The 23,365-nt window shown below is 36.6% G+C and carries 16 protein-coding genes; 7 read left to right on the top strand and 9 right to left on the bottom strand.

Annotation, left to right across the window (positions count from 1 at the left end; genetic code table 11):
* Positions 1-67: 67 nt before the first annotated feature.
* Positions 68-2,068, bottom strand: coding sequence for a fumarate reductase/succinate dehydrogenase flavoprotein subunit (locus tag BUB25_RS04965; RefSeq protein WP_072940921.1), 2,001 nt, complete (start codon positions 2,066-2,068; stop codon positions 68-70).
* A 12-nt stretch (positions 2,069-2,080) separates the two neighbouring features.
* Positions 2,081-2,746, bottom strand: a complete 666-nt coding sequence (locus tag BUB25_RS04960) for a succinate dehydrogenase cytochrome b subunit (RefSeq protein WP_072941075.1) — start codon at positions 2,744-2,746, stop codon at positions 2,081-2,083.
* A gap of 390 nt (positions 2,747-3,136) precedes the next feature.
* On the opposite strand from BUB25_RS04960, the gene BUB25_RS04955 reads away from it, so the two are divergent.
* From BUB25_RS04955 to BUB25_RS04945, 3 genes are all read left to right on the top strand, one after another.
* The gene (locus tag BUB25_RS04955; protein ID WP_072940918.1) at positions 3,137-4,429 is read left to right on the top strand and encodes an aminopeptidase P family protein; all 1,293 of its coding nucleotides are present in this window, start codon (positions 3,137-3,139) and stop codon (positions 4,427-4,429) included.
* 368 nt (positions 4,430-4,797) lie between these two features.
* Complete coding sequence (locus tag BUB25_RS04950) at positions 4,798-5,598, top strand: TIGR00266 family protein (RefSeq protein ID WP_072940914.1); 801 nt, start codon at positions 4,798-4,800, stop codon at positions 5,596-5,598.
* 127 nt (positions 5,599-5,725) lie between these two features.
* Complete coding sequence (locus tag BUB25_RS04945; RefSeq protein WP_072940911.1) at positions 5,726-6,508, top strand: alpha/beta fold hydrolase; 783 nt, start codon at positions 5,726-5,728, stop codon at positions 6,506-6,508.
* A gap of 40 nt (positions 6,509-6,548) precedes the next feature.
* On the opposite strand, the gene BUB25_RS04940 is transcribed toward BUB25_RS04945, so the two are convergent.
* From BUB25_RS04940 to BUB25_RS04925, 4 genes are all read right to left on the bottom strand, one after another.
* On the bottom strand, positions 6,549-9,311 hold the full coding sequence (locus tag BUB25_RS04940) for a PD-(D/E)XK nuclease family protein (RefSeq protein ID WP_072940907.1): 2,763 nt from the start codon (positions 9,309-9,311) through the stop codon (positions 6,549-6,551).
* A 64-nt stretch (positions 9,312-9,375) separates the two neighbouring features.
* The gene (locus BUB25_RS04935) at positions 9,376-10,809 is read right to left on the bottom strand and encodes an OmpA family protein (protein ID WP_072940904.1); all 1,434 of its coding nucleotides are present in this window, start codon (positions 10,807-10,809) and stop codon (positions 9,376-9,378) included.
* Positions 10,810-10,931: 122 nt separating this feature from the next.
* On the bottom strand, positions 10,932-12,125 hold the full coding sequence (gene kbl / locus BUB25_RS04930; protein WP_072940902.1) for a glycine C-acetyltransferase: 1,194 nt from the start codon (positions 12,123-12,125) through the stop codon (positions 10,932-10,934).
* Between the two features lie 49 nt (positions 12,126-12,174).
* The gene (locus tag BUB25_RS04925) at positions 12,175-15,336 is read right to left on the bottom strand and encodes a UvrD-helicase domain-containing protein (RefSeq protein WP_072940899.1); all 3,162 of its coding nucleotides are present in this window, start codon (positions 15,334-15,336) and stop codon (positions 12,175-12,177) included.
* A 201-nt stretch (positions 15,337-15,537) separates the two neighbouring features.
* On the opposite strand from BUB25_RS04925, the gene rbfA reads away from it, so the two are divergent.
* On the top strand, positions 15,538-15,930 hold the full coding sequence (gene rbfA, locus BUB25_RS04920; protein WP_072940895.1) for a 30S ribosome-binding factor RbfA: 393 nt from the start codon (positions 15,538-15,540) through the stop codon (positions 15,928-15,930).
* Positions 15,931-15,933: 3 nt separating this feature from the next.
* Positions 15,934-17,133 (top strand): ABC transporter permease, encoded by a 1,200-nt coding sequence (locus tag BUB25_RS04915; RefSeq protein WP_072940891.1) that lies wholly within the window; start codon positions 15,934-15,936, stop codon positions 17,131-17,133.
* 139 nt (positions 17,134-17,272) lie between these two features.
* On the opposite strand, the gene dusB is transcribed toward BUB25_RS04915, so the two are convergent.
* Positions 17,273-18,265: a tRNA dihydrouridine synthase DusB gene (gene dusB / locus BUB25_RS04910; protein ID WP_072940887.1), complete on the bottom strand. Its 993-nt coding sequence runs from the start codon at positions 18,263-18,265 to the stop codon at positions 17,273-17,275.
* 374 nt (positions 18,266-18,639) lie between these two features.
* On the opposite strand from dusB, the gene lepA reads away from it, so the two are divergent.
* Positions 18,640-20,436 (top strand): translation elongation factor 4, encoded by a 1,797-nt coding sequence (lepA, locus tag BUB25_RS04900; protein WP_072940881.1) that lies wholly within the window; start codon positions 18,640-18,642, stop codon positions 20,434-20,436.
* Between the two features lie 64 nt (positions 20,437-20,500).
* On the opposite strand, the gene BUB25_RS04895 is transcribed toward lepA, so the two are convergent.
* Positions 20,501-21,433, bottom strand: a complete 933-nt coding sequence (locus tag BUB25_RS04895; protein ID WP_072940878.1) for a 1-phosphofructokinase family hexose kinase — start codon at positions 21,431-21,433, stop codon at positions 20,501-20,503.
* A gap of 148 nt (positions 21,434-21,581) precedes the next feature.
* Between BUB25_RS04895 and thiL the strand changes: the two genes are divergently transcribed.
* Positions 21,582-22,628 (top strand): thiamine-phosphate kinase, encoded by a 1,047-nt coding sequence (gene thiL, locus BUB25_RS04890; protein ID WP_072940875.1) that lies wholly within the window; start codon positions 21,582-21,584, stop codon positions 22,626-22,628.
* Positions 22,629-22,673: 45 nt separating this feature from the next.
* Here the strand turns inward: thiL and BUB25_RS04885 are convergent, their stop codons facing one another.
* Positions 22,674-23,363, bottom strand: coding sequence for a response regulator (locus tag BUB25_RS04885; protein WP_072940872.1), 690 nt, complete (start codon positions 23,361-23,363; stop codon positions 22,674-22,676).
* Positions 23,364-23,365: the final 2 nt, after the last annotated feature.

The raw sequence follows: 23,365 nt of genomic DNA, 5'->3' as shown, positions 1-23,365 counted from the left end.
AAGTCTTAAAGTCAAAAGTCGAAAGCCTTTACTTTAAGACTTTTGACTTTCGACTTTTGACAAAATTCTATTTGTAACTTCTTTGAACTAGTTTGATGTTTTCGTAAACCAATGGCTCTTTGTGCAATACAGCATCGCTAGGTTTTCCTTTGTATTCCCAAGCAGCTACATATGCAAAATTTTCGTCATCACGCAAAGCCTCACCTTCTTCGGTTTGGTATTCTTCACGGAAGTGACCTCCACAAGATTCGTTACGGTGTAAGGCATCTTTAGCAAACAATTCTCCTAATTCTAAGAAATCGGCAACACGAATTGCTTTTTCTAACTCTTGGTTGAATCCTTTGTCAGTTCCCGGTACTTTTACATCTTTGTAAAACTCTTCACGTAAAGCAGCGATTTCTTCGATAGCCTCAGTCAATCCTTTAGCGTTACGAGCCATCCCTACTTTATTCCACATAATTTTACCTAATTTTTTATGGAAGTGGTCTACTGAATGCGTTCCTTTATTATTCATAAATTTAGCAATCAAATCTTTTACGCTTTTCTCTGCCTCATCAAACTCAGGTCTATCTGTAGAAATAGCGCCCATTTTGATATCCGGAGCTAAATAATCACCAATTGTATAAGGCAATACAAAGTATCCATCAGCCAAACCTTGCATCAAAGCAGAAGCTCCTAAACGGTTGGCCCCGTGGTCTGAGAAGTTAGACTCTCCGATAGAGAAACAACCCGGAATTGTTGTCATCAAGTTATAATCAACCCAAGTTCCACCCATTGTGTAGTGAACCGCTGGGTAAATCATCATTGGAGTTGTATACGGATCTTCGTCTACAATTTTATAATACATTTGGAACAAGTTCCCGTATTTACTTCTTACGATATCAGTCCCTAATTTAGTTACTAATTTTGTATCGTTTTCATCTAATCCTTTAATGTGTGCTTGTTCTTTTCCGTAACGTTGGATAGCTGCAGCAAAATCCAGGTAAACTGCTTCACCTGTTTTATTTACACCAAAACCAGCATCACATCTTTCCTTAGCAGCACGAGAAGCTACGTCACGCGGAACCAAGTTACCAAAAGCAGGATACCTTCTTTCTAAGAAATAATCTCTGTCAGCTTCCGCTAAATCAGTTGCTTTTTTCTTTCCTTCACGAATCGCTTGCGCATCTTCTAATTTTGCAGGAACCCAGATACGTCCGTCATTACGCAACGATTCTGACATCAAAGTCAATTTAGACTGGTGATCTCCCGAAACCGGAATACATGTTGGGTGAATTTGAGTATAACAAGGGTTCGCGAAGAAAGCTCCTTTTTTGTGAATTTTCCAAGCTGCAGTAGCATTAGAACCCATTGCATTTGTTGATAAGAAGAATACGTTTCCGTAACCTCCAGAACCAATAACAACTGCGTGAGCTGAATGTCTCTCGATTTCACCAGTAACTAAGTTACGAGCGATAATTCCTCTTGCTTTTCCGTCGATAATTACTAATTCAAGCATTTCATGACGGTTGTACATTTTGATTTTTCCACGACCAATTTGACGGTTCATTGCCGAATAAGCTCCTAACAATAATTGCTGTCCTGTTTGCCCTTGAGCATAAAATGTACGAGAAACCAAAGTTCCTCCAAATGAACGGTTATCCAATAACCCACCATATTCACGAGCCAATGGCACCCCTTGAGCCACACATTGGTCAATAATATTAGAAGAAACTTCAGCCAAACGGTATACGTTTGCCTCACGAGCACGGTAATCTCCTCCTTTTACAGTATCGTAAAACAATCTGTGAACGGAGTCACCGTCTCCTTTATAATTTTTTGCCGCGTTAATTCCCCCTTGTGCCGCAATAGAGTGCGCACGACGTGGTGAATCTTGAAAACAAAATGCTTTTACGTTATATCCTAACTCAGCCAAAGTAGCAGCGGCAGAACCTCCTGCTAGTCCTGTCCCAACAACGATAATATCTAAATTACGTTTGTTAGCAGGGTTTACTAAATTAATATGATCTTTATAATCGGTCCATTTGTCCGCAATTGGACCATTTGGAATTTTTGAATCTAATGCCATTATAATTGAATATTAATGATTGAAATGATGAAATAATGCAATAACTACGAATCCTAAAGGAACGATTACAGAAAACCATAATCCAAAACCTTTCATCCCTTTTGTGTATTTGTTATTTTGTCCTACTGATTGGAAAGAAGAACTAAATCCGTGGCGCAAGTGTAAAGACAACAACACAAATGACAAGCAGTATAAAGCAGTACGAACTGGACTTTCAAATTTTGCCACTAATTCATGGAAATACCTTGTTTCATCCAATGGATTAACTTCTACGTATTTGTACACCATCTCTGGAACCCAAAAATCGTAAGAATGTAATCCTAAAAATGCAAGAATTACTACCCCAGAATAAATCATGTTTCTTGAAGCCCAAGAAGAATTAGCCGCTCCGTTATTTTTAGCATAAGAAATCGGTCTTGCGTTTCTGTTTTGAATTTCCAAAACAAAACCCATAATAAAGTGAAAAATCACTCCCACGATTAAAATTGGCTGAATAACGAATTGAACCAAAGGATTGTTCCCCATAAAATGGGATATCGAATTAAAAGTATTAGAACTAAAAACCGACGTCATATTGATGAAGAAGTGCTGTGCGAGGAACAACATCAAAAAAATTCCTGAAAGCGCCATAGCAACTTTTTTAGCTATTGACGACTTCAATAATGCAGATTTTGCCATAAGATTTGAATAATTTGTTTTAAAAAATATGACAAAAATAAAGCAAATAGACATGAACTACAACCTTTTCGCTGTTATTTATAATGATTTTAAAGTGCCTTATTAAGCTTTTGGTCTTCTCTTAAAAAACACTTTTAGCTGATTGCTTGATGATTAATAACAAACCAAAGCTTTTTTAAATTTTAGATTGTAATAAAACACCTCTATTACCAAAAACAAATACAACAAAATCAACAAAATACGTTACAACTTGAACCCAAAACCTGCAATCTAAAGACAAAATCCCAAACAGCCGCCATTACTATTTTTCTATAAAATTTATCAAATTCATAACTTAAACTGATTTAATCTTAGTATTTTTGAATACTTAAAAGTATAAACTGAATTGTTATGAAATACCATCAAATTGACCGTGACTTATTTATAAAAAATCGTGCTAAATTCATGGGCCAAATGAAGCCTAAAAGTGCAGCCATATTTAACTCAAATGATATTTATCCTATAAGCGCTGATAGCACAATGCCTTTTGCGCAGCACCGCGATATTTTTTATCTAAGTGGCGTAGATCAAGAAGAAAGCATTTTATTATTATTTCCAGATGCTCCTTACGAACACCAAAGAGAAATCTTATTCCTAAAAGAAACCAACGATCACATTGCGGTTTGGGAAGGAGAAAAACTAACTAAGGAACGTGCCTTAGCCGTTTCAGGAATCAAAACCGTGTATTGGTTACAGGAATTCGAAAAAATTTTATTCGAATTAATGACACATTCAGACACGATTTACATCAATACAAACGAACACTACAGAGCAACAGTAGAGACTGAAACTCGTGAAGCTCGTTTTGTGAAATGGTGGAAAGAAAAATACCCAGCACATGCCGTTGCCAAGAGCAATCCTATTTTGCAACGCATCCGTTCCGTAAAAGAAAGCGAAGAATTAGACCTAATCCAACAAGCTTGCAACATCACCGAAAAAGGTTTTAGAAGAATCCTTTCTTTTGTAAAACCTAACGTAATGGAGTACGAAATCGAAGCCGAATTCATCCACGAATTCATTCGAAATCGTTCTAAAGGTTTTGCTTACACGCCAATTATAGGTTCAGGAAACAATGCCAATGTATTGCATTACATAGAAAACAACCAACAATGTAAAGCCGGAGATTTAATACTATTAGACGTAGGTGCTGAATATGCAAACTACTCCAGTGATATGACGCGTACCATTCCGGTATCAGGAAAATTCTCTGACCGACAAAAAGCCGTTTACAACGCGGTCTTAAATGTAAAAAACGAAGCCACTAAAATGCTAGTTCCAGGCACCATATGGAAACAATACCATATTGAGGTAGGAAAAATAATGACTTCGGAATTGCTTGGTTTAGGATTAATTGACAAAGCCGATGTACAAAACGAAAACCCTGACTGGCCAGCCTACAAGAAATACTTCATGCACGGAACATCGCACCACATGGGATTAGATACGCATGATTATGGAATCCTGACAGAACCAATGCAAGCCAATATGGTTTTCACCGTAGAACCGGGAATCTACATTCCTGCCGAAGGTTTCGGAATCCGTCTGGAAGATGATGTCGTTATCCAGGAAACTGGCGCTCCATTTAACCTGATGCGCAACATCCCAATTGAAGTGGACGAAATAGAAAGCTTAATGCACTCCTAAAAAAATAGAAGAAAAGGAAAAGAATAAAGACGGTTCGCAGCAATGTGAGCCGTTTTTTTATGCCCAAAATCCAATTAAACAAACAACCGATTAAACGATTCTTTGGGCGCATCCCGCTTTCGTAAACTCCGGCAGGACCGGGCTGTTCGCTAGTAGTCCTCGTCCCGAAAAAATCGGGACTGTGGGCTATCCGCTGCCATCCCTTGCGCAATGAAACAACGTTAAATCTTTCAAAAAATAAAACCAAAAATAACCAAAACCTGTAACTTTATAACTGCATTCGCGTCTTACAAAAAAACTTAATGCCCTTTATTTTACGGGTTCAAAAAAAATAAATCATCTTTTAAAAAATCAACACAATCAAAATTATGACAGCACATGAAATCGATTACCAGATATTTGGTGAAGAAATGCAATATGTAGAAATCGAATTAGACCCGCAAGAAATCGTCATTGCCGAGGCCGGCAGTTTTATGATGATGGACAATAACATCCAGATGCAAACCATTTTTGGCGACGGATCAGAACAGCAATCCGGTTTATTTGGCAAACTTTTAAATGCAGGAAAAAGAGTCCTAACCGGCGAAAGCTTGTTCATGACCGCCTTTATCAATCAAAACCATACCAAAGGCAAGGTATCTTTTGCCTCTCCATATCCCGGAAAAATTCTCCCTATTGACCTGACCGAATTTCAAGGAAAATTCATCTGCCAAAAGAGTTCTTTTTTATGCGCTGCCAAAGGCGTTTCCGTTGGCATCGAATTCTCCAAAAAAATAGGCACCGGTCTTTTTGGTGGTGAAGGTTTCATCATGCAAAAAATTGAAGGTGACGGCATGGCTTTTGTTCATTCCGGCGGAACAATGGCTAAAAAAGAACTAAAACCAGGTGAAATTCTGAAAGTTGATACGGGTTGCATCATTGGATTTACCAAAGATATCGATTATGACATTGAGTTCATTGGCGGAATCAAAAACTCCATTTTTGGAGGCGAAGGTTTATTTTACGCCACTCTGCGTGGTCCCGGAACGGTCTACGTGCAATCATTACCTTTCAGCCGTCTAGCGGACAGAATCATCGCCTCGGCACCAAGAGCCGGCGGAAACAGCCGTGAAGAAGGAAGCATTCTTGGTGGCTTAGGAAGCCTTCTTGATGGAGACAGACGTTTTTAAAATTCCTTACAGCTCTCAGAGAGAGCTGTTTTTTTTTCAACCATTTCCTCAATCTTAAAACTTAATTTTCTCAATCCCCAAAGACTTCAAAAAAATTAAAGTCTTAATTTTGTAAAAAAACGGACCTTTGAATCAGATACAATTTAAAAATACAAACATCGCCTACAGTGATACTGGAAAAGGAACTGCTATCGTTTTACTTCACGGTTTTCTGGAAAACCAACGAATGTGGGACAATTATATTAATGCATTTTCTAAAAAAAACAGAGTAATCACCATTGATTTATTGGGACATGGAGCAACCGAATGCATGGGTTATGTTCATTCAATGGAAGACAATGCCGATGCTGTTCATACCGTTTTAGCGGAATTACGCATCCGAAAAGCGATTTTTGTAGGTCATTCTATGGGCGGCTATGTGGCTTTGGCTTTGGCCGAATTGTATCCTGATTTTGTAAAAAAAATGGTTTTATTAAATTCTACCGCTAGAGCCGACAGTGACGAACGAAAACGAAACAGAGACCGCGCCATCAAAGCCGTAAAGCATTCGTTTACCAACTTTATATCGCTGTCTATTGCTAATTTATTTAGCGAAAACAACAGGGAAAGACTTTCGCAGGAAATAGAAAATGTAAAAAATGAAGCCTTAAAAACCCCTTTACAGGGCATTGTTGCTTCTTTGGAAGGAATGAAAATAAGACCAGATCGCGAAGTTTTATTGCATCTTAGCCCTTTTCCGAAACTACTTATTTTGGGCAAAAAAGATCCTGTTTTACAATATGAGGAAACTAAAACACAAATTGAAAATACCGAGGTAGAATTGATTTCTTTCCCTGACGGTCACATGTTACATATTGAAAATCAATCAGAACTGACTAAAGTATTATTAGATTTTTTTAAAAGAATTTAAATCCTGTATTAACTTATTCAACTTGGCGGTTAGAAAACCATTACACTTTCTCCTCAAAAGGAATGGTTTGATCCAATATTTCAGTCAACAGCGACACAATCTCTTCAAGATAGTTCGTCATTACTTCTCCATTAATAATTTGATTGGCTTCTTTTTCCTCTTTAAAATTAAAAGGTAAAAACCCAGATTTTAAATTCTTAAACGAAATAATTCCAGCTTCGATAGGTTTTGAATTCGCTTCAACTTCATACATATAAGCATACGCCAATACCTGAATGATTTTGTCGTTCTTAATCTCTTCGGTCAGTCCTTTCCAAGTTTTCAAAGTCACACTGGACTTCTCTACTTTACCCGTTTTATAATCGATAATTCGAATGGTTCCGTTGCGCTCTTCTATTCGATCCACATTTCCTTTTATCAATACCGGAAAAGGCAAACTAGGATGTTCTAAACTGCGTTCAAAAGTCTTTTCTAAAGCAATAATTTTGATGGCATCACCCGTTTTTATACTTTCCAATTCAACTTTCAAGAAATTGGACACATTGCGTTTAGCGACCTCAAAAGCAAGAAGATTTCGCCCTTTTTTAATTTCGCCTTCTTTATAAACGATTTTAAATTGTTTCAAAACCTCGGCATCAATTTGCTTAAAGCAATTTTCAATATCGGATTCTGAAATGAATTTACCCACAAAAGGATCGTATAAGGCTTTTAAAGTTTCATGAATAATGGTTCCCAAAGTATTCAAAGCGATATTCTCTTCGACTTCTTCGACTTCGCGAATGCGCAAAATCTTTTGGAAATAAAACTGAATCGGGTTTCGGATATAGCTCGTCAAAGCAGAAGGCGAGAAACCGGCACTGGCAATTTCCTTCAAACGCAACATCACCGCTTCGGATTTTTCTATCATCATGGGCGTGTAAGCCGTCTCTGGTAAAACCGCGTTATAAATTTCGTGTGTCAACGTATGATTTCGCTGCTTTTCGACTTCTAATTGGGTGATAAATCGGCTTTTTTCTCCTGCATCCAAACCTTCACTTTCGGTATTATACAACAAATAAATGTTTTTGGCGCGCTGCAATAAATGATAAAAATGATACGTATAAATAGCGTCTTTCTCTTTGAAAGTAGGCAATCCCAATTCTCTTTTTACATCATAAGGAATAAAAGAATTCTGTGATTTCCCTGCCGGAAACTTGCCTTCATTCATCGAAGTGACAATAACGGTATCAAAATCCAACACACGACTTTCTAAAACTCCCATAATCTGTAAACCATTCAAAGGCTCCCCTTCAAAAGAAACCTCAGCCAAATCAATTACCTGTTTGTAAATAGCGTGTAAAGTTTCAATTTTATCAATATGTTCGTGTTTTGAATAATAATTAATCAATTTGTTGATTACTTTGAAAATAGCAAAAACAAAGGCTTTGGTAATTTTTTCTTCTTCATTATCATTACTCAGATTATTCTTGATAGTCAGCAACAAACTAGAAACTGTTTGTAAAACGGCAATCGATCCTTTTTCCCATTTTTGAAAAAGCAACAAAAATAAATCCGTTGGCTCTTGATTCAACTCCATCACTTTCTGATGGGTGATAAAAGTGTAATTATTCTGGTTGATAACATTCACTAAAGCAGTCGTTTTAGCATAAGGTTCTACCAAAGGATGGGTCAAAATATCCAATACATCTTTATAATAAAAAACATAGCTGTTTGATTTTCGAGACAAAGCATTGGTATGCATTTTAAATAGCTTTGCAATCAAAATTTGGGCAGGATTATTTTTACTCGGATATCCCATAGTAATATTCAAAGCCCCAACAGTCGAAGGCAAAGAATACAATAGTGGCACCAGTAAATTCTCTTCGCCAAGAACAACGGCTACTTTATCAAGGGAAGCACTTGTGTTTTCATTAATGATATTTTCAATGATACTTCCAGTAATTTTGGCTTGACCAATGGTTTTGGGCGTACCAATTACTTGGATATTTTTTGTCTGCGAAAAATCATCTACAATCCATTCAAAAGGATTGGATTTATAGTGTTTCCAACTCGCTTTAAATCTTCTTATAAACAATCCGGCATCATGATAGGGATCATTCAAAAAAGTCTGGTCAGCATCCCAATATATTTTGGCCTGATCCGATGCAATAAGATGTTGAATGATTTTTTCTTCAGAAGCATTTAATGCATTAAATCCAGCAAACACATATTTCTTATTGGCAACAGAATTCGAAAAATGAATCAGATTTTCTACCGCTTGACGGTAAATTAAACCTTGGTAACCAATTCCTTTTTTTAACAAATGAGCATATAACGATTGATAGTAATATGGTAGCAGTTTCCAAAAATCAATATAATTTTCAAGCAACTGTGTTTTATTTTCTACTTCAATTCCCCATTTTTTGATATCTTCAATGTCTTTCAAATAAGACAAAACATGAGATGGATCTAATAAATACCGATCGATTTCATTAAAATCCTGCAGTAGCATTTTGGCCCAATTAGCAAATAACTCAAATGATTGCTGATTGGATTTCTCTGTTATGGATAAATAAACTTCATAAAACTCAAAGAGTAATTCGATAGGATCTATAGAACGAATACCGGCAATATCCTGAATAAAATCCTCAATACTAATAATCTCTGGTGAAAGAATATTTGTTGAAACTTGTTTTTTAAGAGCCTCGATTAAGAATATCTTAGCTCTTTTATTTGGCAAAACTACTATGGTATTCGATAACTTATCGGAGTAATCTTGAACTAAAACTTTAGCGATTTTGTCTAAAAAAGAAGGATCTATCATTTTATAAAAATAAAAAAAACGCCCCGATAAATCGGGGCGTTTCTCATAAATATTTTAGGAAAAATTATTCTTTAATTAAAGAAACTTCAACTCTTCTGTTGTTAGCTTTTCCTTTAGCAGTTTTGTTGCTATCAATTGGTTTAGTTTCACCATAACCAGTAGATCTTAATCTGCTAGCTTCGATACCATTTTCAATTAAGTAATTTTTAACCGCTGCAGCTCTGTTTTCAGATAAAGATTGGTTTAATGCATTACTTCCATCGCTATCAGTATGTCCTTCAATCATGAATTTTGAATTAGGATATTCTTTCAAGATATCAGCAATTGATTTTAAAACAGTATAAGATTGTTTTTTGAAAGTAGATTTTCCAGAATCAAACAAAATTACTTTACCATAATCGTTCAATTGTTTCATAACCTCAGCAGAAACTTCAGGACAACCTTTGTTACTTGCTGGACCAGGAACTGTAGGACAAGCATCGTCTTTATCTAAAACACCATCTCCATCAGTATCAGGCCAAGGGCAACCTCCGTTTTCTTTTGGTCCTTTCACTGTAGGGCATTTGTCGTCTTTATCAGCAATTCCGTCTCCATCAGTATCAGGACAACCTTTCAAAGAAGCTAAACCTGCAACTTCTGGACAAGCATCATCTTTGTCAGCGATTCCGTCTCCGTCAGTATCAGGACATCCATTTAGTTCTTTTGGACCTGCAACATCTGGACAAGCATCATCTTTGTCTGGAATACCATCTCCATCAGTATCAGGACAACCTTGGAATTCTTTTAAACCAGCAACTTCTGGACAAGCATCATCTTTATCATAAATACCGTCTCCGTCAGTGTCTTTACCTCCAAATTTGAAGATAATCCCTGCAGAATGTTGAAAATGAGATGGGGCATCTGGAGTACCAGAAGCATCTTCTCTATCTCCAAATGATTTTTTATACTTTGTAGCAAGTTCTAAACCAACATTTTCAGTAAACCAAAATGTCAAACCAGCTCCTGGATTTAATGTTCCATAACTACTATCTCCAAAGAAAGTATAACCTCCTCCAACAGATAAAGACGGATCAATCACTTTAGACTTGATTAAGTTCATGAAGCTATATTTGATAGTAGCGTCAATTCCATAATACATCAAGTCTCCAGGATTAGAAACTACATATCCACGAGAATCATGACCAACAGCCGTTGGAGCAAATTTCACATACTTATCAATTTTGTTTACTGAACCAGCAACTCCAAAAGAGAAATTATCTCCTATGTATTTCGATACGCTTAAATAAGACACCGAAGGAAGTATGTTCCAATTGTCTTTCACAGCAAACGGTTGTGAGAAATGACGGTCTAACCATCCGTTACCACCACCAGCACTTGTTTTAGTGTCTACGGCATTCACTCCAAAAGAGATAGCCCACGGATTGTTACTATCTTGTGCCTGAGAACTTAATCCCATGGTCATCAATACAGCAACTAAAAGTTTGTTAAGATGTTTCATACTTATTATTTTTAATTACAATTTAGTTAATTACTAACAAAAGTAACCCGTAAATTTTTAACTACAAAAAAAAAGATTAACAAAATGCGAAAAAATATATCAAAACTAGCTAAAAACAAGTACTATATAACTTTCAAAGCTTTGCCAACCTCAACAAAAGCGCCTATTGCCTTATCTAAATGCTCTTTGGTATGTGCTGCAGATAATTGCACTCTAATCCTTGCTTTATCCTTTGGAACAACCGGAAAAAAGAATCCAATCACATAAATTCCCTTTTTCAACAACTCATCGGCCATTGTTTGAGACAATTTTGCATCATATAACATCACAGGTACAATAGCAGAATCTCCGTCTACAATATCAAAACCTGCATTTTTCATTCCTTCTTTGAAGTAATTTGTATTCCACTCCAATTTATCTCTTAAAGTGGTGTCTTTTTCTAATAATTCAAAAACCTTGATTGAAGCTCCTACAATGGCAGGCGCCAATGAATTGGAGAACAAATACGGTCTGGAACGTTGACGCAACAATTCAATTATTTCTTTTTTGGCTGTAGTATAACCTCCCATGGCTCCTCCTAGTGCTTTTCCAAGTGTACCAGTGATAATATCCACTCTTCCCATCACTCCTTTGGCTTCCAGCGTTCCTTTGCCTGTTGCACCAATAAAACCTGCGGCATGGCATTCATCCACCATAACCATAGCATCATATTTATCAGCTAAATCACAAATTTTATCTAAAGGCGCAACAACACCATCCATAGAAAAAACACCGTCAGTCACAATTATTTTAAAACGACTGCCTGCTTCATTAGCTTTAATCAATTGTTGTTCTAAATCCTCCATATCGCTATTTGCATAACGGTAGCGAGACGCTTTACACAAACGCACACCGTCAATAATAGACGCATGATTTAAACTATCAGATATTATCGCATCTCCTTCACCCAATAAAGGCTCAAAAACACCTCCATTTGCATCAAAAGCGGCTGCATAAAGAATCGTATCTTCTGTTCCGTAAAACTCTGAAATTTTCCTTTCTAATGTTTTATGAATATCTTGTGTTCCACAAATGAAACGAACAGATGACATTCCGAAACCATGAGTATCCATCGCATCTTTGGCCGCCTGAATTACCTCGGGATGAGACGACAAACCCAAATAATTATTAGCACAAAAATTCAAAACCGTTTCTCCTGTCGAAATTGTTATTTCAGCTCCTTGAGGAGATGTTATAATCCTTTCTTTTTTAAATATTCCGTTGTCTTCAATAGTTTGCAATTCATTTTGAAGATGTTCTTTAATTTTTCCGTACATTTTTATGCCTTTTAATATATTTATAATTCGTTCTCTATCTAATTTTTGCCTACAAATTTACCACATCAATTTCTTTTCCAATATAAATTAGCGCCTTTTTTCTCACTTTATATCCCATCAATTCAATAGCACTTTGGTAATTCTCTAATTGTGTCTGATATTTTGGATTATGCGTTCCTGTTTTATAATCCAACAGAAAAACTTCCTTGTTTTTAGTCAGAACCATTCGATCCGGCTTTATTGTACTTCCTTCTTTTTGAATAATGGTTTGTTCGTTCAAAACAACATTTCCTTCTGCAAAAAACAATTCCAATTCTTTATGATCGACAATGTCCTGGACCGTTTGATGCACCAGCTCTTTTTGACCAAAATTAATCAATCCGTTCTCAATAGCTTTATCAACAGCCAAATCCACATCTTCTTTTGTTTTCACAAATGATAGAATTTCATGTACCACATTTCCGTACTCGATTGACTCCTGCTGATGCGTTCCCCACATTAAAGCTTCTCGTTGGGCTATTTTTATATTTTTTGGATCTAAAATTTCTGCTGCCACTTCAATCTTCTTTGAAGTATCAACATGCTTTGATGCTGAAGATAATTTTTTAGAATTTCCAAACTCATATTCCAATTTATTTTCATCGAAGCCGCCATAGTTCATTAAATAATTAATAAAGAAAGTCGACATATTATTGGTTTTCACTTCACCTTTGCTAGTCAAATTCATATTTGAAATAACATATAATTGCTCTTCTGCACGAGTTAAAGCCACGTACAAAACATTAATATTATCCAATAATTCTTCTTGTTTTTTTAGATCATAAACTGATTTTGCCTCTTCACCAAAACCTTCCACAGCGCTACTGTTGTCTATTAAAACTTTAGGCAAACCAAAATCCATTTCCGTTGCGTCCAACCATAGTTTATCTTTGGGCTTTCGGCTATAATCCTCTTCGGCAAAAGGCATAATTACCACCGGAAACTCCAATCCTTTAGACTTATGGATCGTCATAATACGCACCGCATTATTCCCCTCGGGTGAGGGAATGCTAAACTTTTCAGCATTTTTATCCCAAAAATTCAAGAAATCAGCAATTCCAGCTTGGTTTCGCACATCTCGTTCCAAAACGATATCGAGGAAATATTGCACATACGCTCCACCTCCTTTAGCAAGGTTTGGCGACAGAAATTTGGAAACAATAATTTCCACCGCTTCATACAATGATTTTTTACGGATATTTTGGAACGACAACGAAATATCAAATGTCATCAGCCAATTTTCAAAATCAGCTTCGTTTTTTTGCTCCATTCCTTTGGCAATAAAATCATGCACTGCCATTTGATACTGAATATTTTCGGCTACATAATGCAAGAAATAGGCTTTCGCTTCCAAGTCGGCATTATTTTTCAGGTATTTTAACAAGTGAATAATCAAACGCACTTCGGTTGCATTTTGAATCATCAAGGTTTCTGACGATAAAAGGGGAATCTTTTGCTCCGTTAAATAATTAGCGATAGCTATTCCCTGATCACGTTTACGAGTCAGAATCACAATATCTTTGTATTCAAAACCTTCGCGAAGCACTTTCTGGATCGTGTTTAAAGTTGCCAAAACGTATAATTCTGTTTTATCCAAAGTTTCTTCATCTTCTCCAGACGACTCCACTTTTGGAATAAAAGAGATATTGACATAACCACCCTTTTTATCATTGGTTTTTTGATGACTGTGATTTTCATACAAATCTTTGTAATCAGGATGTTCAAATTCACCCGAAACCAACTTGAAAAAATCATTATTAAAATCAATTACCCGCGAATAAGAACGGTAATTTTTATCTAAATGTTCCAGCTTTTTATCTGGATTATTAAACGGATTATTGTCTTTACTCAATTCAATAAACTGCTCTGCTTTTCCACCACGCCAGCGATAAATGGATTGTTTGGGATCTCCCACAATCATCAAGGTTCCTTTTTCTCCAAAATCGTCTTGGCCAGAAAGCGCATTATCAATCAGCGGAATCAGGTTTTGCCACTGCATCTCAGAGGTATCCTGAAATTCATCTATAAAAAAATGGCGGTATCGCTCACCCAATCGTTCGTATATAAAAGGGGCAGGCTGATTTTGAATTTCGCGATGAATAATCGCATTGAACTCACTTATAGAAAGCACATTTTGTTCTTCCTGAATTTTGGCCAACTCATTACTCACAGTATTCAACAACGAAAGCGGTGTTATATTTTTCAGAAAAGCTTTGTAAAAATCTCTTTTTTCGAAATTTTTATAAATCGTTCCCAGAATTTGGATTAACTCTGGAATTAAATTTTCTATTAAAGCGCGATCTTTAGCCGTCTTGTTGATTGCAATGTCATCAAACTCGTGAAAGGTTTTATTCTTGGGGTTGAATTTCCCATCTCGAATACTTACCAAATGATTTGGAAAAGTACCTCGAGAAAACGACTTTTGATCGATTCCGTTATTTTCTATTAAAACCAATAATCCTTCGGCTAAGGAGGCGTTTTCTTTGTCGATAACTTTACAGCTTTCAGCAAGTTTCTTTTTTATTTCTACAAATTCAGCAATGGATTTGTCGTGAAAATGGGTGATTTCAGAACGGTGATTTTCATTAAGCACCAAGCGTCCGGTATCGAGAATTTCGCGAGAAATATCCCAAGACTTATCATCATCGGTCTTCTCCATGGTGAAATCAATCAACAATTTGGTCAATGTTTCATCTTCGCCTGCTTGCGCAATGATGGCGTCTACGGCTTCAATCAGTAAATTCTCGGTATCCAAAGTGACTTCAAAAGTCATCGGCAGATTTAAATCATGGGCGAAAGCACGGATTACTTTGTGCGTAAACTTATCTATGGTTGAAATATCAAAAGCAGCATAATTATGAATAATATGCTTGATGATCTGTTGGGATTTGGTTTTGATTTGAATAATAGAAAGTTGCGTATCCGCAGCCAAATCCTGCATTAAATCCTGGGCTTTTTTATTGGGTTCTTCTTTGGCAAATTCAGACAAACTTCCTACAATACGGCTTTTCATTTCGTGTACGGCTTTATTGGTAAACGTAATGGCGAGAATGTTTCGATAAGCGTCATTTTTATGCGCCACCAAAATAATTTTCAGGTATTCTTTGACAAGCGCATAGGTTTTCCCTGAACCGGCTGATGCGTCATATATGGAGAAAGAAGGTCTTTGCATTGGATTTTAGATTAACAATTTTGGATTTCTCGAATGCCCTAGCCCTGATGGTTCCGATAGCTATCGGAACGACATCCTTTCCTGCCGGAGTTCAGCAGGAAAGATAGAGTGTACAGCAGGAAAAGCTTCTAAAAACAGCTTAAATAATAGGTTGCTTTTAAAAATTGTTCGTTTAATGTTTAAAAGTAGTATTTTTGCACTATGGAAACAAATAGACAGAAAAAAATAGGTGGAGTTATCCAAAAAGATTTGGTGGACATTCTGCAAGGTGAGGTGAGAAAAAACGGAGTAAGCAATTTAATTATTTCGGTATCCAAGGTTAGTGTAACTACAGATTTATCTGTGGCTACAGTTCATTTAAGTGTTTTCCCACAGGATAAAGCAAAAGAGATTTTAGAAGCAGTTAAGTCAAATGCCAAAAACATAAAACACGATTTATCGCAAAGAGTGCGTTTGCAATTGAGAAAAGTACCCAATTTAGTTTTCTTTATTGATGATTCATTAGATTACATTGAAAAAATTGACAATGCGCTTGCCAATAGAGACAATCCTATAGAGAACAGAGAGCTTTTGGAGAAACGTAAGTTTAAATAAAATTTGAATTTCCCTCTTTACATAGCCAAGCGTTACATCCTTAGTAACAGTAAAAACAATGCCATAAATATCATCAACCGCATCGCGAGTATGGGAATCATTGTGGGTGCGATGGCTTTGTTTGTGGTTCTTTCTGTCTTTAGCGGATTGAAAGTTTTTAGTCTTTCGTTCAGCAATGACATAGATCCCGATCTAAAAATAAGCAGCACTTTAGGAAAATCTTTTTTCGTTTCTGCCGAACAGGAAGCACAAATCAAAAAAATTGACGGCCTTGCCTCTTATTCTAAAATAATAGAAGAACGTGTTTTATTTGTATTTGATGACAAACAACAAGTTACTTCTCTAAAAGGTGTTGACTCTAACTTTAGCAAAGTAAACGACATTAAAAAAACACTTTATAACGGTCAATGGGTTGAACCTAATACTCATCAAGTTGTTGTAGGCTATGGAATCGCACAGAAATTCTCGATGGGTTTACTGGATTTCAACAATCAGCTGGAAGTTTTAGTCCCAAAACCAGGAAAAGGAAACATAGAAAATGAGGAACAGGCTTTTAACAAAAGTGATGTATTCCCTGTTGGAATTTATGCCATAAGCGAAGATTTAGATTCCAAATACGTTTTTGCCGATTTAGCTTTAGCCCAAGAACTATTGGGATATAAATCCAACCAGGTTTCGGGAATAGAAATCAAAGAAAAAAAAGGGGCCGACGAGAATCTTATAATAAAACAACTTCAAACAATTTTCAATAACAAAATTACGGTAAAAAACAGGGCTCAACTCAATGAATCCTTATACAAAATGTTGAATACCGAAAATATTGCCGTGTATTTGATCTTTACTTTGGTTATTGTGGTGGCACTTTTTAACCTCATCGGAGCACTAATTATGATGATTCTAGACAAAAAAGGCAATCTAAAAACACTTTTTAATCTCGGAACCGAAATCAAAGATTTGCGCAAAATATTCCTTCTTCAGGGCACCTTACTTAGTGTTATTGGGGGAATTATCGGACTCGTTTTAGGGATTATAATTGTACTAATTCAACAGCATTTTGAATTAATCATGATTACCCCAACACTGGCTTATCCCGTTATTTTTTCTCTTGAAAATGTAATGATTGTCTTAGCAACGATTGTCACCCTTGGCTTTATTGCTTCGTTGATTGCGAGTAGCAGAGTGAGTAAGAAATTATTGGATTAACAGACTTCAACATTGAGACAGACTGTAAGATATTTATAAAAACCAACAAGAGATTAAGACTCATTAAACAATAAAAAACCCGAATTTAAGTAGTAAACTACTGAAATTCGGGTTTGAAATATTATAAAAATCTATTCCATTAAACGACCTCATAACCCGAATAGGCTTGTTCGATGTTATTTAAAATAGCAAACAATTCAGCTGGATTGTCCTGTGTAACCAATTGTTGTTTGAATGGTTTAAACGAATGAATTCCTTTGAAATAATTCGTGTAATGTGGTCTCGTTTCCACAATTCCTAATCGTTCTCCTTTCCATTCCATTGCCCAAGTTAAGTGGTTGCGCACCGCTTCTACTCTATCAGCAACCGTAGGTTTAGCCAGATGTTCCCCTGTCTTGAAATAATGTTTGATTTCATTAAAAATCCAAGGGTAACCAATAGCGGCACGACCAATCATAATTCCGTCGATACCGTATTCGTTTTTATATTGTAATGCTTTTTCCGGACTGTCAATATCACCGTTACCAAAAATGGGCATCGTAATTCTAGGATTATTCTTCACTCGGGCGATATGCGACCAGTCAGAATGACCTTTGTACATTTGGGCACGAGTTCTGGCGTGAATACTCAAGGCAGCAACACCTATATCTTGTAAACGCTCAGCGACTTCATCAATATTGATAGAATTATCATCCCATCCCAAACGGGTTTTTACCGTTACCGGCAAATGGGTACTATCAATAACAGCTTGAGTCAGGCGTATCATCAAATCTACATCTTTCAAAACTCCGGCTCCGGCACCCTTACAAACTACTTTCTTTACAGGACAACCAAAATTAATATCTATTAAATCTGGATTTACCGCAGAAACAATCTTAGAAGATAAAGCCATTGCTTCTTCATCACCACCAAAAATCTGGATCCCAACCGGTCGTTCGTAATCAAAAATATCCAATTTCATTCGGCTTTTGATAGCATCACGAATTAATCCTTCGGAAGAAATAAATTCCGAATACATCAAATCGGCGCCATGAGCCTTGCATAATCTGCGAAAAGGCGGATCGCTCACATCTTCCATGGGTGCGAGAAGTAAAGGAAAATCAGGTAATTCTATGTTGCCAATCTTGACCATCTGCTTAATTTTGGTGCAAAATTACAACTTTTAGACGAATAGCCGAATGTTGCAAGAGAAAAGACTTCTTACTTAACTGATTAGTTTGTATATTCTAGGCTTTGACACTACTGAATTTAGCGTATATTTGCAGATTAATTGTCGCGGTTTGCGATTGCGTGAGATTTGAGATTAAGAGGAGAACAGCCAGTGGCTGTCAGGTAAATTTAATTAAAAACGGGTTAGAGTAAGAGATCAGAGTGGAAATCCTTTCTTTTTTAGGAAAAAAGAAACCTTTTGTAATATTCTGATAACCAACAGGAAGCCCGACCCTTGTGGTCACGCCATGAAATAAATTCAAGGCAAGCCAAAAATAAAATTGACAGATGGAAAAAATGAAAAAAATAAGAAATTTTTGCATTATTGCACATATTGACCACGGTAAAAGTACACTCGCCGACCGCTTACTTGGTGCTACGCAAACCGTTACTGCCCGTGAAGAAAAGGCCCAATTGCTGGACAACATGGACCTGGAACGTGAACGCGGTATTACGATTAAAAGTCACGCCATCCAGATGGAATACACTTATAAGGGAGAAGAATATATCCTGAATTTGATTGACACTCCGGGACACGTAGATTTTTCATATGAAGTTTCCCGATCGATTGCCGCTTGTGAAGGCGCACTTTTGATTGTGGATGCAGCTCAAAGCATACAGGCACAAACCATTTCGAATTTATATTTGGCTTTAGAAAATGACTTGGAAATTATCCCGGTTTTAAACAAAGTGGATTTACCAAGTGCTAATCCGGAAGAAGTAAGTGATGACATTATTGATTTACTAGGCTGTAAATTAGAAGATATTATTCATGCTTCGGGAAAAACCGGTTTTGGTGTCGAAAATATTTTGGCAGCGATTATCGAAAAGATTCCGCCGCCAACAGGAAATATAGACGAACCTTTACAAGCTTTGATTTTCGATTCACACTACAATCCGTTTCGTGGAATTGAAGTTATTTTCCGTGTTAAAAACGGTGAAATTCGAAAAGGTCAGAAAATTAAATTCATGGCCACCGGAAATGAATATTTTGCAGACGAAATTGGAACCTTAAAACTGAACCAAGTTCCAAAACAAGTGATTTCGGCAGGTGATGTTGGTTATTTGATTTCAGGAATTAAAGAAGCCAAAGAAGTAAAAGTAGGAGATACGTTGACGGATGCAAAAACGCCAACTACTAATATGATTACCGGTTTTGAAGATGTAAAACCGATGGTTTTTGCTGGGATTTATCCCGTAGACACCGAAGATTATGAAGATTTACGTTCTTCTATGGAAAAACTACAGTTGAATGATGCTTCATTGGTATTTACACCTGAAAGCTCGGCAGCCTTAGGTTTTGGTTTCCGTTGCGGATTCTTAGGAATGTTGCACATGGAAATTATCCAAGAACGTCTGGAAAGAGAATTTGACATGACCGTAATCACGACGGTTCCTAACGTTTCCTATTTTGCTTACACCAAAAAGGATCCCGAAACACCTCTTATTGTCAACAACCCTTCTGATTTACCCGAACCTTCTAAATTAGACCATGTAGAAGAACCATATATCAAAGCTACGATTATCACCAAAGCTGATTTTGTGGGTAACGTAATGAGTTTATGTATCGAAAAACGCGGTTTAATTACCAATCAAACCTATCTGACTACAGAAAGAGTCGAATTGAATTTTGATATGCCTTTGGCTGAAATTGTATTCGATTTTTATGACCGCTTAAAAACCGTTTCTAAAGGATATGCTTCCTTTGACTACTCTCCAATAGGAATGCGAACTTCTAAATTAGTGAAACTTGACGTTTTATTAAACGGAAGTAATGTAGATGCACTTTCGGCATTGATTCACGAAGATAATGCTTATCATATTGGTAAAAAAATGACCGAAAAATTGAGAGAATTAATCCCGAGACAACAATTTGACATTCCAATTCAAGCAGCAATTGGAGCCAAAATTATCGCTCGTGAAACCATAAAAGCCTTGCGTAAAGACGTTACCGCCAAATGTTATGGTGGAGATATTTCGCGTAAACGTAAATTATTGGAAAAACAAAAGAAAGGTAAAAAACGTATGCGCCAAGTGGGTAACGTAGAAATCCCTCAAGAAGCCTTTATGGCAGTATTGAAATTGAATGATTAATCTTTTATTAGAAAAAAGAATATAGATTGAAACCTGATGATGAAAATTGTCAGGTTTTTTTGTTTTACTTATCCTTCAGCCATTCAAACAATCGTTGAGCCTCTTCTAGTTTAAAAAGTTGCGTTCCTTCGTTCATCGTAGCTGCTGATCCGCAGGCCACACCCCAGCGAATGACTTCTTTCAAACTTTTATTTTGCGAAAGCGCCCAAACCATTCCTCCTACCATACTGTCACCGGCACCAACAGTACTTTTCTTTGCTACATTAGGCGCGGCAACAAAATCAGCAGTATCTTTGGTTACCAAAACAGCACCCTGCGGGCCAAGCGAAACCACGACCATTTCGGCTCCACCGCTTTCAATGATTTGTTTGGCTGCGTCCTTTACTTCCTCCATTTCAAGACGCTCAACCCCTATTAATTTAGCTAATTCTCCCACGTTGGGTTTGATTAGATATACTCCCGTTTCTAATACTTTTTTAAGGGGCTCACCAGTTGTATCCACTATCAGTTTTGAATTTGATTTTTTAGCCGTTTCAGCAATTTGCTTATAAAAATCAACTGCTAAGCCTTCACTCAAGCCACCGCTAATGACTAAAAAATTAGATTTTAGTCCTTGAATAATTGAACTGATTTTCTCCTTTTCGAAAACCGTCACGGCTGGCGCAGGGAAAACAAAACGATACTGGGAATTGGTATAATTATCTACCGCAACAAAATTTTCTCTGGTCCAACTTTCCGTTTCAATTACTTCAAAAAGAATGGAGTCTCTTTTCAAAATATTTTTCAACATTTCGCCCGTTGCTCCTCCTGTAGTAAGCACTGCCAAAGAAGTTCCTCCCAACTTGGAGATCGCCTTAGACACATTAACTCCTCCTCCTCCTGCATCAAATATAGGTGTTTCGCACCTCATTTTTTGTTCAGGAACCAATCCTGAGAAATGGGCACTTTTATCCAAAGCCGGACTAACCGTGAGTGTAACAATATCAAATGTTTTCATCTTGCTTCATTTACCTACTTAAAGATGCAAAAAATCCATCAAATCCAGTCAATTTAAGGCGAATATTTCTTTGTATATTTGCAATCAAATAAACTTTTCTAATTTAAAATAAGCGAACAGAACGATTGTTTTGTTCCTAAAAATAATCATGATCGAAGATAAAAACCCACAACGTACAAGTATTTCCCAATTAGGAGAATTTGGACTAATTGACCATTTGACAAAAAACTTTGAAATTACCCAGCCTTCGACCCTAAAAGGAATTGGCGACGATGCTGCCGTTTTGGATTTCAAAGACAAAAAAGCAGTAGTTTCTACTGATTTATTGATTGAAGGTGTACATTTTGACTTAGCATATATGCCTTTGAAGCATTTAGGCTACAAAGCTGTCGTTGTTAATCTCTCTGACATTTGCGCCATGAATGCCAAACCAACCCAAATCACGGTATCAGTGGCTGTTTCTAATCGCTTCCCTCTGGAAGCCTTGGAAGAGTTATTTGCAGGAATTACGCATGCTGCCAATGAATACAAAGTAGATGTTATAGGCGGTGACACCACCTCATCTCAAAAAGGATTAATTATCAGTATTACCGCTATTGGCGAAGCCGACGAAGAGGAAATCGTTTATAGAAATGGCGCTAAGCAAACCGACTTATTAGTAGTGACCGGAGATATTGGTGCTGCTTATATGGGCTTGCAGGTTTTGGAACGTGAAAAACAGGTTTTTAAGGTAAATCCCAATTCTCAGCCGGATCTGGATGCCTATACTTACCTGATCGAACGCCAATTAAAACCCGAAGCGCGAAAAGATGTGCGTACTTTATTGCACGCATTAGAGATCAAACCAACTTCTATGATTGATATTTCGGATGGATTATCATCTGAAATTATGCATTTGTGCAAACAATCTAAAGTGGGCTGTAATTTATATGAAGACAAATTGCCCCTAGATCCGCAGTTTATAAATGTATGCGAAGAATTTAATATTGACAGCACCACCGTTGCCATAAACGGGGGAGAGGATTATGAATTGCTTTTTACTATTGCCATGGAAGATTTTGAAAAGATAAAAGGCAATCCAAATTTCTCCATTATTGGACACATGACTCAAGAAAGCGAAGGCATACATTTAGTCACTCGGGCAAACACTAAAATCCCTTTGAAAGCGCGCGGCTGGGATGCTTTGACAGAATAAGAAACAAAAAAACGGCATTGAAAAATGCCGTTTTTTTTTTAATCATTAAAATAACAACCCAATATTTCTAGCTTCTCTTACTAAATCAATATCACTTCCGCCTGTTACTTTCAGTAATTCTTTGAGGTTTAACTTTCTTACTTCAATAGCATTTAAGGATATCGGAATATACTGAGGCAAGTCTTTTGTTTTTGTTCCTTTGGACAAATGAAATAAAATTTGCTTATCAAACAAATCAATTTCAATACTATGTTCTTGAGATTCCAACATTTTAAGAACCGATTGACTGTAGTATTTTTCGTTTCTGATTACCTTATTAAATGCAAACAACAACTCATCAAATGTCAAGTCGTTTTTTATGACCAGCCCGCTAGGGTTAATGTTCTTAATAATCGTTTTTATTTTTAAAAACTCGGTAAACATAGTCAGCATAATGATTTTACAATCCGGCATAGATTCCAGAATGAGTTTTGCCAAATCCTCTCCCGAATAAAGCCCTTTTTCCTCATAAGGCGGCATACTGATATCTAGAAAAGCAATGTCAAAAACAGTCTCAGGATTAGTAATAACTTGGTATGCTGATTCACAATCCTTAGCCTCGGTAATAAAAAATTCAAATTTTTCCGGTTTATATCTCGTAATTGCATTTTTGTATCCTTGTATAATAAAAGGATGATCGTCTACAATTAGTATGTTGTTCTTTATCTTAGTTAAGGCAGATGAGGCAATTGTCATTT

The organism is Flavobacterium granuli, assembly GCF_900129705.1.
In the GTDB taxonomy this organism is placed as follows: Bacteria; Bacteroidota; Bacteroidia; order Flavobacteriales; family Flavobacteriaceae; genus Flavobacterium; species Flavobacterium granuli.
Note: the sequence above shows the minus strand (reverse complement) of the source record. Positions and strands in the feature narration are given on the sequence as shown.